Genomic DNA, 14,742 nt, shown 5'->3' with positions numbered 1-14,742 from the left:
TTATATTTGTATCAAATTTGTTCAAAAATAAGTTTTTTTAAGCAATTTTAATATCAATATCAGTAACAATTTCAATATTCAAAATGACAATTAACTGCAAAGGACAACTTATCGATTTATCGATGCCAAAAGTAATGGGGATTTTGAATGTTACACCAGATTCTTTTTATGATGGTGGACGATTTGTTTCAGAAAAAAATGTTTTGCTCCAAGTTGAAAAAATGTTGCAAGATGGTGCGAATTTTATCGATATTGGTGGACAATCGAGCAAACCAAATGCTGAAATTGTTTTGGTTGATGAAGAACTAAATCGGGTTATTTCGACAGTTGATTTGATTTTGAAAAATTTCCCTGAAACCATACTTTCCATCGATACTTTCAATAGTAAAGTGGCACAAATGGCGATAGAAAATGGTGCAGCAATAATCAATGATATTTCTGCAGGAAATCTTGATGATGAAATGTTTGAAACCATTGCGAAACTGCAAGTTCCGTACATTATGATGCATATGCGTGGAACGCCGCAAACCATGAGTAAAATGACAAATTATGATGATTTGGTTAAAGATGTTTTGTTTTATTTTTCTAAAAAAGTAGCCAAAGCTAGAAGTTTTGGTATTAATGATTTGATTATAGATCCAGGTTTTGGTTTTGCTAAAACATTGGAACAAAATTTCGAATTACTGAATAAATTAAAATTATTTCAAATGCTTGAATTACCTGTTCTAGTTGGAATTTCTAGAAAATCGATGATTTATAAAACATTGGAAAACACACCTGAAAATGCTTTAAATGGAACTTCGGTTTTAAACACAATTTCATTAACAAAAGGGGCTAATATTCTTCGAGTTCATGATGTAAAAGAAGCGGTAGAATGTGTGAAATTGTATAATCAATTGCAAAAATAAAACACGAATTACACGAATTTGCACAAATTATTTTATCTAATTCTTTTTTCGCCACAGATTAAAAGGATTAAAAAGATTTCAAAAAATCTGTGAAAATCTTTTTAATCTGTGGCTATTTTTTCAATTTGTTTTTGAAAAAACAGAACACAAATTAATTCGTGATAATTAGTGAAATTTGTGTTTAAATTTCTTCGCCGTGAGCTACAAACTGCGAATCATATAATTTTCGGTAATAACCATTTTCCTTTTGTAATAGTTGATTATGGGTTCCTTCTTCAACCACAATTCCTTTGTCAAGAACCACAATTTTATCAGCATTTATAATTGTTGCCAAGCGATGTGCAATTACGATTGACGTTCTGTTTTTGGTTAATGTTTCGGTAGCTTTTTGTATGAGTTCTTCTAAATAAACATCGATAGACGAAGTTGCTTCATCAAGAATTAGAATACTTGGTTTGCTTACATAAGCACGCAAAAATGCAATGAGTTGGCGTTGTCCTGATGACAGCATATTGCCACGTTCTTTTACATTATAATCATATCCGTTTGGCAAGCTCATGATAAATTCGTGTGCACCAATTTCTTTAGCAGCCATGATAATTTCTTCTCTGGAAATGGCTTCATTATTTAAAGTTATATTATTGTGAATGGTATCAGCAAATAAGAAAACATCTTGTAAAACAATAGCGATTTGTTGGCGTAAACTATCTAAAGTGTAGTTTGTAATATCTTTTCCATCTATAGAAATCGTACCTGATTTTATTTCGTAAAAACGGTTTAACAGGTTAATTATTGTCGATTTTCCTGCTCCAGTTGCACCTACAATGGCGATGGTTTTTCCTTCATCGACAGATAAATTGATGCTTTTTAGAACATTTTCATCTGGTTTATATCCAAAAGTTACGTTTTCGAAATCGATTTTACCTTCAAATTTAGGAGCGATTTGTGTACCAATATCTTCAATATGGTGATTGGTGTCTAGTATGTCAAAAACACGATTGGCGGCAATCATTCCCATTTGCATTTCGTTAAACTTATCTGCAATTTGACGTAATGGTGTAAAAAATATCGAGATGTACATTGTAAAGGCAAACAAATCTCCTTGTTTGGTTAGCGGATCGTCGTTTAGTATCAACATCGCTCCATAATAAACAATAAAACTTAAGGATAATGATGAAATAATATCGGCAATTGGAAAAAATATAGAGTTATACCAAACGTTTTTTACCCAAGCTTTTCGGTGTTTGTCGTTAATTTCTTTAAACTTTTCAAGTTCGATAGCTTCTCTGGTAAAAAGTTGCACGATTTTCATACCTGTAACACGTTCTTGTACGAAAGTATTTAGGTTAGAAATTTGGTTTCTTACTTCTTCGAAAGCAAGTTGCATTTTTCTCTGAAATATTCTAGTTATATAAATTAAGATTGGCATTGCGGCAAGAATAATCATGGTTAATTTCCAATTCATATAAAGCATAAAAACAAGTACGACCACCATTTTAAGCAAATCACTGATGATCATAAACAAACCTTGACTGAAAATTCTTGCGATAGATTCGATATCAGAAACAGAACGAGTGACTAATTTACCTACAGGTTCGTGATCGAAATAACTAATTTTGAAACTTGTTATGTGTTTAAAAAGCTTTATTCTAATGTCTTTTATAATGTCTTGTCCCAACCAATTTGCCCAATAAACAAAGTAAAATTGAGCTAAAACTTCGAGAATAAGCGAACTTGCCATAAGAATTACGAATAAGGAAAATCCGTTTTTGTCTTTGGGTAAAACATAATCATCTATTATATTTTTTAGTAAATAGGGACGAAGTGCTGCAAAAAGAGCCAATAATATTGCCCAAACAACCACACTATAATACCGTTTTTTGTATGGTTTGGTGTATTCTAAAATCCTTTTGAAAAGGGTTGTATCAAATGCTTTCATCTTTCTTTATGTAAGGATATTTGATATTCGTGAGAAATAAACCATGTGCTGGAACCGAAAATCCAGCATTTTCTCTGTTCTGAGATTCAATTATTTGTATAAAATCTTCAATAGTTATTTTATGTAAACCAATATTGATGAGAGTTCCTACAATGGCACGAACCATATTTCTTAAGAATCTGTCGGCTGTAATGGTAAAGATAAGTTGTTCTTTTTCTACAGTCCAAAAAGCTTCGGTTATTGTGCAATTATACGTATTTACATCGGTATTTGTTTTTGAAAAACATTTAAAATCGGTAAACTTTAATAATACTTTTGCTGCTTCATTCATGGCAATGACATCTAAATCTTTTGATGAATACCAAGCCAAATCATTAGTAAATACATTTTTGTAAGTTGAAATATGGTAATTATATGTCCGTGAAATGGCATCAAATCTGGCATGAGCTTCATCGTGAACGGGAATTATATCAAAAACAACAATGTCTTTGGGTAAAAATGAATTGATTTTGTGAATAAATTTCGAATTATCAATAACAATCTCAGAATCAAAATGACCATACATTTGCTTGGCATGCACGCCAGCATCAGTCCTGCCAGCTCCCATAATATCTATTTCTTCTTGCAAAAGTGTCGAAAAAACTTTGTTTAAAGTTTCTTGTACTGATGTAGCATTGGGTTGGTATTGCCAGCCGTGATAAAGTGTTCCGTTATAAGCAAATTCGATAAAATATCTCAAAACAAAAATTGATTTTTTTACAAAGATAAAGGAAATCTATTGGTAATAAATAAAAAAAACAGAGAACGGAATGTCCTCTGTTTTTTAAGAATTAAGTAAGTAAATTATCTTCTTCCGTTTCCGTGTCCATTTCCATGTCCTCGGCCGTTATTGTGTTTTTCTTTTCTATAACCATCGTGATCGTCGTCATAATCTCTGCGATAATTTTGTACAACGACTCTTCTGTTTTCGTAATTTGGGCGGTAATATTCTTCGCGATAATTTCTGTAATTTGGACGATAATATCTTTCTCTGTGATTGTTAAAGTAAGCGTAAGGAGAATGACCTCTATAATCGATGGCAACTCTATATCCGCTATTTACATCATAATTATGACAATATTCTGGTAAATAAACCGAACGAATCCAACCTCTTGGTCCAAGATAAATATAAACTGACGAACGAACATCGTAGTAAGCTTCTATTTCTGGAAGATAGTAATAATCACATTCAGATTCATGATGATTGTACCATGTAGGACGTGGTGAACCGATATTTAAACTAACCGATACTTGTGCATTAGATTGTAATGTAAATAACAATATAAATGCTGCGATTGTAAATTGTAATTTTCTCATGATTTATGGTTTTATTTATGAATAACTTAATAAATACGTTTGTTGTTTATCAATTTCCAACAACCGTGCCATAAATCTTTTGTGAGATTGTTAAAAAGTAAAATTTAACAAATATCGATACACTTTTTCGGTGGGTAATCCGACAACGTTTGTGTACGAACCATCAATGTTTGTTATACCTACGAGTCCTATCCATTCTTGAATTCCGTAACTTCCAGCTTTGTCGAAAGGTTTGTAGTTATCTAAATAATAAGCGATAGCTTCGTCGGATAATGTACCAAAAGTAACTTTAGTAATATCATTTACAATCTCGATTTTGTCTTTGGTTTTAAAACAAACTGATGTGATAACTTCGTGAGTTTGGTCAGATAATTTTTGAAGCATTGCAAAAGCATCGGGATAATCTTTTGGTTTTCCGAGCGCTTCATTTTTTAACCAAACTAAAGTGTCACTGGTTACTAACAGTTCATTTTCAAGTAAATCGCCATCAAATGCAGAAGCTTTTAGTTTGGCTAAATAATCGGTGATTTCTAATGATTGTAAGGTTTCTGGGAAAACTTCTTCGATTTCTTTGAGGCGAATTTCAAAATCTAAATCTAAATTCTTGAAAAATTCTTGTCTTCTTGGCGAACCGGAAGCTAAAATTATTTTGGTATTTTCGAACTTTTTACGCAACATAATATTTCATATTTATTCCAATAACTGCTATGGAAATGATTCCGAAAAAGACAACCAATTTTAAAACATTACTGAGATGATGAAAATCCTTTTTTGTTTCGGCCGACCATATTTTAATCATAAAATAGAGTAGTGGTCCAACTAAAAATACTAATATATATATTGTTGCATATTGCAGATTAAACAAATAATTATACACATAATATAAAATACACATTATAGGAATAAAACTTAACACAAACACTAATTTGGAAGTTTTAGAAGTTCCCAAAATTACAGGTAAAGTTTGCATTCCTTGATTTTCATCACCTTTCGTATCTTCTAAATCTTTAACAATTTCTCTAATAAAATTGATTATAAATGCTATCGTAGCAAAATCGAATAAAACCGAAAGTACGGTCGACATCGCTTTTTTGTTTATTTCGTCTGTTGCAGGAATAATCATAAAAATACCAATAATGATAATGCTAAATGACAATAAACTCGCAATTACAACATTTCCTACTATCATAATTTGTTTCAAACTCGTGGCATAAATGTATAATAAGGCTGATGGAATTATAAAAAACAGTAAAAAACTGGGTTTCATAATTACATTCGATAAATAAAATCCGATGCAAACACCAATAAGTGTAAAAGTGACATATAAATTGTATGCTAACGATTCAGAAACGGATTTTCCGACCACAACATCGTTTGGTTTATTGTCTAAATCGGTATTGGTGTCAAAAATATTATTAATAATATAACCGCCAGCAGCGATGCAAACAGTAGAAATTATTAATAAATAATATTGCCATAATGCTAAAGCCAATTCTATATTTTGCATTTTTAGGAATCCAAACAAAACAATGAGTTGCATTAAGGCAATCATAATTAAATTTTGGAATCGAATGAGTTTTAGGTATTTCATTTTTTTTGTAATCGTTTGTTTATTCTATTTTTTTTATAGCGAATTTGGGTTATTTAATCGTGTTTTCCATTAAAATAAGTAAGCCATTTTCCTTGCACTTTCATCACTTGTTCTATAACATCGCGAACAGCGCCATTTCCGCCATTTATGTGAGAAATATACTTGGAAACGCCTTTTATTTCTGGTGAAGCATCTTGCGGACAAGTAGGTAATCCTACCAGTTGCATGACATGATAATCCGGAATATCGTCACCCATATATAGGACTTGTTCGGGTTTAATATTATATAATTCGATGTATTCCTTAAAAGTTTCTACTTTATTTGGAGCTGCAAGATGAATATCAGTAATACCTAGATTTCTTAATCTAATACGAACACCTTCGTTGCTTCCGCCCGAAATAATGCAAACATTATAACCAGATTCTAGAGCAGCTTTCATAGCAAATCCGTCACGAATATGCATTTCTCGAAGCATTTCGCCAGTTGGGGAAACGTGTACTTTTCCGTCGGTTAGTACGCCATCAACATCTAAAATAAATGTGGTGATGTCGTTCATGATTTCTTTATAGCTTTTTGCCATTATCGATAATAGATTTTGTTAGTATTTTATAAATTTCTTTCTGATTTTCGTCCGTTAGAAATTGCAAATGTGAGTTTATAGTTTGTGAATCGTTTCGTTTTGCTGGTCCAGTTTGCGCTTCATTTGGCGAAAGCGAAGTGATTTTGTTTGCTGTTTCTTGTATTAATGGTTGTAAAATTTCGAAAGGAATATTATTTTCTTTACAAATATCGTTTCCAATTTTATACAAATGATTCACGAAATTATTGACAAAAACTGCCGAAACATGCAATGCTTTTCTTTGATTTGAATTGATGTTGAAAACCTTGTCGGAAATAGATTTCGCTACTGTTTCCAGCAATTTGTAATCTTCAATATTTTCGGCTTCTAAACAAATTGGAATGACATCAAAATTTACTGCTGCATTTTTTGAAAATGTTTGCAATGGATAAAAAACACCTTTTGGGTTTTTATTGTCTAAATCAATCATATCAATACTTCCCGAAGTATGAACAACTAATTTGTTTTCAACTTTTAATTGATGTGAAACTTCTGCAATAGCATTATCGGAAACCGAAATAATATACAAATCAGCATCAATTAAAGCATTCAAATCGGTTGCGATTTTTGAAGAATCAATAAGATTTGTTAGGTTTTCTTTGTTGCGAGAAAAAGCTTGTACTATTTCGATAATACTACTTTTAGCGAAAGCTTTTATTAAATGTTGCGCAACATTTCCCGAACCTATTATTACTACTCGAATCATTTGGCTAAAATAAATAAAAATTACTAATTTTTTGAAATTTATAAATTTGGTAAACCAATCATAATTTATGCTTAAATTATGTCTGTTTCTTTATTTGAAACAAACATTTTTGAGTATTTTTGTTGCACTTAAAAAATACGACTCCAAATTTATTATGGAAAAATTAAAATCGATACTCTTTTCAACAAGATTAATGGCAATATTGTTCGTTGGTTTTGCAATTGTAATGGCTACAGGAACATTCATAGAAAGTAAATACAACACAACAACCTCAAGGATTTTGGTATATAATGCTTGGTGGTTTGAAGGAATTATGGTGTTTTTTATGATCAATTTTATTGGAAACATAAAACGTTATCAGTTATTTAAAAAAGAAAAATGGGCAACACTAATGCTGCATTTGGCATTTGTTTTAATACTTCTGGGAGCATTTGTAACCCGATATATTAGCTACGAAGGCATGATGCCAATTCGTGAGGGTGCTTCAGAAAATCATTTTTATTCGGACAAAACATTTTTAACTGTAAATGTCGATGGACAATACAAAGGCGAAATGAAACGTCGAACTTTCGAGCAAGCTGTTTTGTTTTCGCAAGCTACAAATAATGATTTCTCGTTACATAAATCTTTCGATAAAACACCATTTACAATCGAATTGAAACAATTTATTATGGGAGCCAAAGAAACCATAATAGAAAACAAAAACGGAATCGATTTCCTAAAAATGGTCGAATCTGGCGGAGGAACAAGACATGAACATTTCCTAAAATCGGGCGAAGTAGTCAATATTCATAATGTTTTGTTTTCGTTAAATAAATTTACAAAAGGCGCAATCAATATCAATACAACTTTGGGAGCTTACACGATAAGTACTCCGTTTGAAGGTGAGTTTATGCGAATGGCAGACAAACTGAAAGGAAAAGTAAATAAAGATGCGACCGAACCACTCATGATGCGTTCATTATATAATGTTGCTGGTGCGCAATTTGTGTTCCCAGAACCTGCAAAAAAAGGAGCAATAGGCTATAAATCTAGTAATGATTATAAAGCAAAAGATGAGGAAGATGCACTTGTTTTAACAATAAAATCGGAAGGTCAAGAACGTGAAGTAACGCTTGTGGGTTCTAAAGGTAAAATGGGAGAACCAAAAACGGTAAAAATTGGGAATCTAGATTATACCTTGTCATTTGGAAGTAAATCATACGAATTGCCATTCAAAATAAAATTAAATGATTTTGTCGCTCAGAAATATCCAGGAACCGAAAAAAGTTATTCTTCTTATGAAAGTAAAGTAACCGTTGAAGACAAACCAAATTTTGATTATAAAATTTTTATGAATCACGTTTTAGATTACAAGGGTTATCGCTTTTTCCAGTCTTCATTCGATCCAGATGAGAAAGGAACTGTACTCTCGGTAAGTCATGATTTTTGGGGAACTTGGATAACTTATATTGGGTATTTTATGTTGTTTTTTGCTATGATGGCAATTATGTTTACCAAACATTCTCGTTTTGCCGACATCAAACGAAAATTAGAAGTTGTAAAAATTAAAAAAGCCAATCTTACGATTCTAATCTTATTATTTGCATTTACTGGTTTTGCACAAAATCATCATGAGAAAAAAGCCACACTAAAACAAATAGATTCCGTTCTAGACAAACGAAAAATTAGCGAAAAACATGCAGAGAAATTCGGACGTTTAATCGTTCAAGATTTGGGTGGAAGAATGAAGCCTATAAATACTTTTTCGTCAGAATTGTTACGAAAAGTGAGTCATTCCGATACCTATCAGAACATGAATTCAGACCAAGTATTCGTTTCTATGACGCAATATCCAACGGTTTGGTATGAAGTGCCACTTATTTATATAAAACCAGGAAATGATAGTATTCGTAGTATTATTGGTATTGATAAAAATCAAAAATTAGCAAAATTTATCGACTTTTTTGATGAAATTGGAAATTATAAATTATCAAAATATCTAGACGCTGCTTACAAAGCAGCAAATCCAAATAGTTTTGAAAAAGGTTTTGTAGAAACAGATAAGAAGATAAACTTAATGAATTCGGCATTGTCGGGAAGTATTCTAAAAATATTCCCAATTCCTAATGATGCAAACAACAAATGGGCATCGTTTGCCGAGCTTAATCATGCTGGTTTAAAAGGAATGGATTCTACTTTTACAAAGCAAATTCTTCCTATATATTTAATGTCGTTAGAAAATGCGGCCGCAAACAATAACTACAAAGAACCTGACTTTTATCTTGACGGAATTGTAAAATTTCAGAAAAAACACGGAAGCAAAGTGATGCCAAGTGAAGAGAAAATCACTTCGGAAGTACTATATAACAAATATAATATCCTAAAAAAGTTGTTTAATTACTATGCTTGTGCGAGTATTTTGATGTTAATTTTTACCTTGTTGAGTATCTTCTTTGATAAAAAATGGCTAAGAATTACGGTAAATTCTTTTCACGTATTTATTGGTTTCTTGTTTGGTATGCACACATTAGCACTCGTAGCAAGATGGTATATTTCGGGTCATGCTCCTTGGAGCAACGCTTATGAAGCTATTATTTATGTGGCTTGGGCGACTATGTTTTTTGGTTTGGCTTTCGACAAAAAATCTAAATTAACGGTAGCTTCGGCGGCATTTGTAACTGCCATGATTTTTATGCAAGCTAATGCCAATTGGATAGATCCAGAAATTGCAAACCTCCAACCCGTGCTTAATTCGTATTGGCTTATGATTCACGTGGCGGTTATTGTAGGTAGTTACGGACCATTTGCATTGGGTATGATTTTAGGTTTTGTGGCATTGGTACTTATATTTTTTACGAATGAAAAGAACAAAGCTAAAATGGAGTTAAACATAAAAGAGATAACTTATATCAACGAAATGGCGTTAACCATCGGATTAATTATGCTTACCATAGGAAATTTCCTTGGAGGACAATGGGCAAACGAATCTTGGGGACGCTACTGGGGTTGGGATCCAAAAGAGACATGGGCGCTTATTAGTATTATGGTTTATGCTTTTGTAATTCATGCCCGTTTTGTCCCTTCATTACGAGGGAAATGGTTTTTCAATTTGATGAGTATGTTCGCTTTTATATCTATTTTATTCACTTATTATGGAGTCAATTTTCATTTGGTTGGCTTGCATTCTTACGCTAGTGGCGAAGCAAAATCATTAGATTGGATATATTATTCGTTAGGAACAATCTCATTAATCGGTTTAATCACGTATCCTAAATACAGGAAATATTATAAAAAATAAAACTATGAAACAATTACTTTGGATATTTTCGTTAATGATGTTAATGACTTGTAAGAGTCAAGAAGCAAATATTATAAATCAACTTTCAAAAGAACAAAAAACAAATAATATGGCACAAGAATCTATTTATCAGTTTAAAGTAAAAGACATTGAAGGAAAAGAATTCGATTTTTCTTCATTGAAAGGGAAAAAAGTAATGGTTGTAAACACCGCTTCAGAATGTGGGTTAACACCACAATATGAGCAATTGCAAGAGTTATACACCGAGTTTAAAGACAAGAATTTTGTAATTATAGGATTTCCTGCAAATAATTTTGGAGCTCAAGAACCAGGAACTAATGCTACAATAGCTACTTTTTGTTCTAGAAATTATGGAGTAACTTTTCCTATGATGGAAAAAATATCGGTAAAAGGTGATGATATGCACTTGTTATATCAATTTCTAACTCAAAAATCTAAAAACGGATTAGAAGACAACGAGGTAAAATGGAATTTCCAGAAATATCTAATTGATACTGAAGGTCATTTATCCAAAGTAATTGCACCCACTACTTTGCCAATAGATGATGAAATCGTGAGTTGGATTAAATCCTAAGTTGTGCGAGATTACCAAAATTGCGAACAAACAATACTATGATAAAAAAACTCTTCAATAATAGAATCTTTGGAATAGTATTACTAATAGTTGTTAGTTTTGATTTGATAGCCTCAATAATGAGTCTAACAAAAACTTATTCCGTAATTTCTATTTTAGTTTTACAATACTTTAACCTGTTGTTATGTTTAACTGCCTTAATTTTCTTTTTTCTAGCAAATAAATATTCCATATCTATCTTGAAACTTTATATTGTTTTCAAGTTAATAATGTTTCCTTCTTACGTAATATTAAGAGATTTAAAAGATTTACTGATTTATACAGCAAGTAGAATGACGGTGGAAGATTATATTAGTTATTCTTTCTCACTTCTTTTTGGAATTACTATATACTATTTCTTTAGAAAATATAAAATTGAAAATTAAGCCGAGAAACGTTATACTTGAATAAAAATAAATGCGCTATTGGTATAGTGCATTTATTTTTTGCCATAATACATTATCAAAATCTGATAAAGCAAGATTTGAGGTATCTGCAGCATCTCCCATTCTAATAACTACCATTTTTTTGCTAGGAATAACATATATTTTTTGGTCGTTTTTACCCAAAGCCATAAACATATCATTAGCTCCGTTAGGTATAATACTTCCAGAAAATTGCAATTGACTTTGTGGCAAATGAAAACTAGATTTCCCGTTTAGCCACCACAAATAACCATAACTTTGATTTATAGTTTGTGAGGTATTCGTAGCTTCATTAAAATAATTTTCGTTTACAATTTGATCAGAATTCCACTTTCCTTTATTTAAAGCCAAAAGACCAAAACGCGCCATACTTCTTGTTGTGCTCCAATAAACCGAATTGTTTCCGCTTTGAATCCAAGTACCGTCCATACCAATTTTATCTCTTAATTTGGTATTAAAATAACTACTCCAAGTTTGTCCAGAAGCACTTGCTACAACATCTTGCAGTTTTACATAGACATTATGATAAGCCCATCTTGTGCCAGCATCGGCAGTATAAGTAAGACTTGCGGGATCTACAGCATCGGTACTATCATCTAAACCAGAATTCATAGATAATAAATTTTTGCAAGTAATTAGGTTTTCTTGTGCCAAAGTTTCGCTTGTCCAACCAGTTCCTATATATTGTGAAACTTTGTTATTTATGTTTAATAAACCTTCTTGTTGTGCAATTCCAGTTACTGTAGAAGTTAATGTTTTTCCGGCGCTTGCCCAATACCAATTTGCTGTGGCATTGTGACTGTTAAAATAATTTTCCATGACAATTCTTCCATTTACAAGGATGATAAATGATTTAGAATTTTTTAAAGCTAAATAATCCAATAAAGGTTGCACTGCCGATTGATTCCAACCTAAAGTTTGAATGCTTTTTGTTTCCCAAATGCCACTTCCAATAGTTGGATAATACATAGCTTCTTCAACAGGAATTGGAGTAGGAGTGGGAATTGGTGTTGGCAAAACAGTTTCGGTACTACAACTTGTCAAAAATAAAATGCTGGATAATGCAAGTAAAATAGCTTTCATAATAATTGGGTTTAGTTTCAAATTTAGACATTAATTTTTCAAAAAGGTTTAATGTATTATTACTATTTTTACAGAATGAAAAAGATTTTAATTTTAGTATTTCTACTATCAATTTGTTTTGGATGTTCCCAAAAGGTTGATATTTCGAAAATTGATGACATAAATGGCTATTGGCAAATTACCAAAGCTGTAAATACAGATGGCGATAAGAAAGATTATCCTATAAATGAAGTGTATGATTATTATGAAATAAAAAATGAAACTGGTTTTCATAAAAAAGTGACTTGGCAACCTGACGGGACTTTTTTAGTAAATGATTTGTCGGAAACGGTAAAAATATCGGATAATTCGGAAGGTGTTTTTATCGAGTTTACATCAAAATTCGGAAAACATACCGAAAGAATCGAATCTGTTTCGGAAAAAGAATTGGTTTTAGAAACATCAGATAAAGCAAAATTATATTTTAGTAAAGTCATTTTAAATACCGAAAAATAAAATGGCAAAACGAATTAATAATCAAAGTGTAGTTGGCGATATTTTAAATCAAATTATTAAAACCAACAAACTTGAATCAGGACTAGATCAAGTTTCTGTTATTGATGCTTGGAAGAACTTGATGGGAAATGGCGTAAATAATTATACTCGAAGTGTGGCTTTGCGAAATAATATTTTATATGTCGAACTCACTTCGTCGGTTTTGCGTGAGGAATTAAGTTATGGCAAAGATAAAATTATCAAAATGATAAACGAAGAATTGGGGAAAGACGTTGTAAAAGATGTTGTTCTTAGATAAGTTTGCTCATAAAAAAAATCCCATTTCATAGAAATGGGATTTTTTATTTTATTCTATTTCTAATATTAGAATTGTTCTCTTCCAGCAAAGTGAAAAGCACCTTCAATAGCAGCATTTTCGTCGCTATCTGAACCGTGAACAGCATTTTCTCCAATAGAAGTAGCGTATTTTTTACGGATAGTTCCTTCGGCAGCATCAGCAGGATTTGTAGCACCAATTAATGTTCTAAAATCTTCGATTGCATTTTCTTTTTCTAAAATAGCAGCAACAATTGGACCTCTTGACATAAATTCAACTAATTCACCATAAAATGGTCTAGCAGCGTGTACTGCATAAAATTTTTGAGCATCAGCTATAGTCAATTGAGTCAATTTCATTGATACAATTTTGAAACCAGCTTCAGTTATCATGTTTACTATTCCTCCGATGTGTCCGTTTTCAACACCATCAGGCTTAATCATTGTGAATGTTCTATTCGTTGCCATTTTTATTTTTTTAAATTTGGTGCAAAAGTAGTCTTTTTTTGTAAAATTTGTAGGCTACTTTGTATAATATATTTTAGTTTGCGGTTCTCGCCAATCTAAATCCGTAAAATTCATAAGTTCTGTTCGGTGTTGTACTAATTCTATTACTAGTTCTCAAGTAACTTTCTTTACTATCCCAAGAACCACCACGAACCGATTTTTTTTCACCTCTTATTGGTCCAGTTGGGTTGTTTCCATCTTCACTTTTGTAATAATCTTTGTTGTACCAGTCATAGCACCATTCCCAAACGTTTCCGCTCATGTCATAAATCCCCAATTCATTAGCTAGTTTTGTTCCTACAGCATGTGGTTTTTTATCGCTATTGTTTTGTTGCCATGCAATATCATTAGAAATATTAGAACCAGAAAAGATGTTGTTCTTAGATTTTTTTCCGCCTTTTGCAGCATATTCCCATTCCGCTTCAGTCGGTAGTCTGTATCCGTTTGCGGTAAAATCACATATAATATTAGGACCTACAACAGTATAGGCAGGTTTGTATCCGTCTTGTTTACTCAACCAGTTACAATAAGCAATAGCTTCGTTCCAAGTAATATTTGTAATAGGATAATTGTCATTTATTCCCCAAACTTGTTTGGCTGGCATTTTCTTTTTTGTTTTTTTACAATATTGTTTCCATTCCCAAACAGAAACTTCTAGTTTATTTATTTCAAAATTCCCTACAGTAACTTCGTGCTGTTTTTGCTCATCGTTTTCGGCAATTTTATTTTCGTCTGGAGAACCCATTAGAAATTTTCCACCTTCCACTTTAACCATTTGAATAACTAGGTTTTTAGATTGTCCGTAAGAAGTAAGAAAAATGGTTAAAATTGATATTCCTGTAAGTAAGTATTTTTTGCTCATAAATTATTAAATTATTATTAA

At 31.7% G+C, this 14,742-nt stretch carries 15 protein-coding genes; 5 read left to right on the top strand and 10 right to left on the bottom strand.

The features are described from left to right. The first annotated feature begins 83 nt into the window (after positions 1-83). The gene (folP, locus tag BM053_RS00845; protein ID WP_091472933.1) at positions 84-908 is read left to right on the top strand and encodes a dihydropteroate synthase; all 825 of its coding nucleotides are present in this window, start codon (positions 84-86) and stop codon (positions 906-908) included. Between the two features lie 181 nt (positions 909-1,089). Here the strand turns inward: folP and BM053_RS00840 are convergent, their stop codons facing one another. From BM053_RS00840 to BM053_RS00810, 7 genes are all read right to left on the bottom strand, one after another. Continuing rightward, the gene (locus BM053_RS00840; protein ID WP_091472930.1) at positions 1,090-2,847 is read right to left on the bottom strand and encodes an ABC transporter ATP-binding protein; all 1,758 of its coding nucleotides are present in this window, start codon (positions 2,845-2,847) and stop codon (positions 1,090-1,092) included. Further along, the gene (truA, locus tag BM053_RS00835) at positions 2,834-3,586 is read right to left on the bottom strand and encodes a tRNA pseudouridine(38-40) synthase TruA (RefSeq protein WP_091472929.1); all 753 of its coding nucleotides are present in this window, start codon (positions 3,584-3,586) and stop codon (positions 2,834-2,836) included. The genes BM053_RS00840 and truA overlap by 14 nt, the downstream gene beginning before the upstream one ends. A 104-nt stretch (positions 3,587-3,690) precedes the next feature. Continuing rightward, the gene (locus BM053_RS00830) at positions 3,691-4,203 is read right to left on the bottom strand and encodes a hypothetical protein (RefSeq protein WP_091472925.1); all 513 of its coding nucleotides are present in this window, start codon (positions 4,201-4,203) and stop codon (positions 3,691-3,693) included. Between the two features lie 90 nt (positions 4,204-4,293). Next, positions 4,294-4,881, bottom strand: a complete 588-nt coding sequence (locus BM053_RS00825; RefSeq protein WP_091472923.1) for a Maf-like protein — start codon at positions 4,879-4,881, stop codon at positions 4,294-4,296. Next, complete coding sequence (locus BM053_RS00820) at positions 4,871-5,794, bottom strand: geranylgeranylglycerol-phosphate geranylgeranyltransferase (RefSeq protein WP_091472920.1); 924 nt, start codon at positions 5,792-5,794, stop codon at positions 4,871-4,873. The genes BM053_RS00825 and BM053_RS00820 overlap by 11 nt, the downstream gene beginning before the upstream one ends. Before the next feature lie 53 nt (positions 5,795-5,847). After that, a complete protein-coding gene (locus BM053_RS00815) occupies positions 5,848-6,375 on the bottom strand; it encodes a KdsC family phosphatase (protein ID WP_091472917.1) in 528 nt (175 codons plus the stop codon). After that, positions 6,359-7,120 carry a Rossmann-like and DUF2520 domain-containing protein gene (locus BM053_RS00810; RefSeq protein WP_091472916.1) on the bottom strand — a complete coding sequence of 254 codons (762 nt, stop codon included), beginning with the start codon at positions 7,118-7,120 and terminating at the stop codon, positions 6,359-6,361. Before BM053_RS00810 ends, BM053_RS00815 begins: the two co-directional genes overlap by 17 nt. Before the next feature lie 154 nt (positions 7,121-7,274). Between BM053_RS00810 and ccsA the strand changes: the two genes are divergently transcribed. Together ccsA and BM053_RS00800 are read left to right on the top strand one after the other, a co-directional pair. Beyond that, positions 7,275-10,400, top strand: coding sequence for a cytochrome c biogenesis protein (ccsA, locus tag BM053_RS00805; protein ID WP_091473728.1), 3,126 nt, complete (start codon positions 7,275-7,277; stop codon positions 10,398-10,400). Between the two features lie 4 nt (positions 10,401-10,404). Continuing rightward, positions 10,405-10,995, top strand: a complete 591-nt coding sequence (locus BM053_RS00800; RefSeq protein ID WP_091472913.1) for a glutathione peroxidase — start codon at positions 10,405-10,407, stop codon at positions 10,993-10,995. Positions 10,996-11,456: 461 nt separating this feature from the next. Here BM053_RS00800 and BM053_RS00795 read toward each other — a convergent pair whose 3' ends face one another. Next, the gene (locus BM053_RS00795; RefSeq protein ID WP_091472910.1) at positions 11,457-12,542 is read right to left on the bottom strand and encodes a serine hydrolase domain-containing protein; all 1,086 of its coding nucleotides are present in this window, start codon (positions 12,540-12,542) and stop codon (positions 11,457-11,459) included. A 75-nt stretch (positions 12,543-12,617) separates the two neighbouring features. Here BM053_RS00795 and BM053_RS00790 point away from each other — a divergent pair, with 75 nt between their 5' ends. Beyond that, positions 12,618-13,037: a lipocalin-like domain-containing protein gene (locus BM053_RS00790; RefSeq protein WP_091472908.1), complete on the top strand. Its 420-nt coding sequence runs from the start codon at positions 12,618-12,620 to the stop codon at positions 13,035-13,037. A gap of 1 nt (position 13,038) precedes the next feature. Next, complete coding sequence (locus BM053_RS00785; protein ID WP_091472905.1) at positions 13,039-13,335, top strand: DciA family protein; 297 nt, start codon at positions 13,039-13,041, stop codon at positions 13,333-13,335. Between the two features lie 65 nt (positions 13,336-13,400). On the opposite strand, the gene BM053_RS00780 is transcribed toward BM053_RS00785, so the two are convergent. Next, on the bottom strand, positions 13,401-13,820 hold the full coding sequence (locus tag BM053_RS00780; protein ID WP_091472904.1) for a nucleoside-diphosphate kinase: 420 nt from the start codon (positions 13,818-13,820) through the stop codon (positions 13,401-13,403). A gap of 73 nt (positions 13,821-13,893) precedes the next feature. Continuing rightward, positions 13,894-14,721: a formylglycine-generating enzyme family protein gene (locus BM053_RS00775; protein ID WP_091472901.1), complete on the bottom strand. Its 828-nt coding sequence runs from the start codon at positions 14,719-14,721 to the stop codon at positions 13,894-13,896. Positions 14,722-14,742 lie beyond the last annotated feature (21 nt).

This window comes from Flavobacterium swingsii (assembly GCF_900111965.1).
In the GTDB taxonomy this organism is placed as follows: domain Bacteria; phylum Bacteroidota; class Bacteroidia; order Flavobacteriales; family Flavobacteriaceae; genus Flavobacterium; species Flavobacterium swingsii.
The sequence above is the reverse complement of the archived record's forward strand: the minus strand, read 5'-3'. Positions and strand labels throughout refer to the sequence as shown.

What these genes read in the sequence shown, in the direction of transcription:
- BM053_RS00790 (WP_091472908.1), top strand. Translation starts at nt 12,618, where the DNA reads ATGAAAAAGATTTTAATTTTAGTATTTCTACTATCAATTTGTTTTGGA.
- BM053_RS00800 (WP_091472913.1), top strand. Translation starts at nt 10,405, where the DNA reads ATGAAACAATTACTTTGGATATTTTCGTTAATGATGTTAATGACTTGT.
- BM053_RS00825 (WP_091472923.1), bottom strand. Translation starts at nt 4,881, where the DNA reads ATGTTGCGTAAAAAGTTCGAAAATACCAAAATAATTTTAGCTTCCGGT.
- BM053_RS00815 (WP_091472917.1), bottom strand. Translation starts at nt 6,375, where the DNA reads ATGGCAAAAAGCTATAAAGAAATCATGAACGACATCACCACATTTATT.
- BM053_RS00795 (WP_091472910.1), bottom strand. Translation starts at nt 12,542, where the DNA reads ATGAAAGCTATTTTACTTGCATTATCCAGCATTTTATTTTTGACAAGT.
- BM053_RS00830 (WP_091472925.1), bottom strand. Translation starts at nt 4,203, where the DNA reads ATGAGAAAATTACAATTTACAATCGCAGCATTTATATTGTTATTTACA.
- BM053_RS00780 (WP_091472904.1), bottom strand. Translation starts at nt 13,820, where the DNA reads ATGGCAACGAATAGAACATTCACAATGATTAAGCCTGATGGTGTTGAA.
- BM053_RS00810 (WP_091472916.1), bottom strand. Translation starts at nt 7,120, where the DNA reads ATGATTCGAGTAGTAATAATAGGTTCGGGAAATGTTGCGCAACATTTA.
- BM053_RS00775 (WP_091472901.1), bottom strand. Translation starts at nt 14,721, where the DNA reads ATGAGCAAAAAATACTTACTTACAGGAATATCAATTTTAACCATTTTT.
- ccsA (WP_091473728.1), top strand. Translation starts at nt 7,275, where the DNA reads ATGGAAAAATTAAAATCGATACTCTTTTCAACAAGATTAATGGCAATA.
- BM053_RS00840 (WP_091472930.1), bottom strand. Translation starts at nt 2,847, where the DNA reads ATGAAAGCATTTGATACAACCCTTTTCAAAAGGATTTTAGAATACACC.
- BM053_RS00820 (WP_091472920.1), bottom strand. Translation starts at nt 5,794, where the DNA reads ATGAAATACCTAAAACTCATTCGATTCCAAAATTTAATTATGATTGCC.
- folP (WP_091472933.1), top strand. Translation starts at nt 84, where the DNA reads ATGACAATTAACTGCAAAGGACAACTTATCGATTTATCGATGCCAAAA.
- BM053_RS00785 (WP_091472905.1), top strand. Translation starts at nt 13,039, where the DNA reads ATGGCAAAACGAATTAATAATCAAAGTGTAGTTGGCGATATTTTAAAT.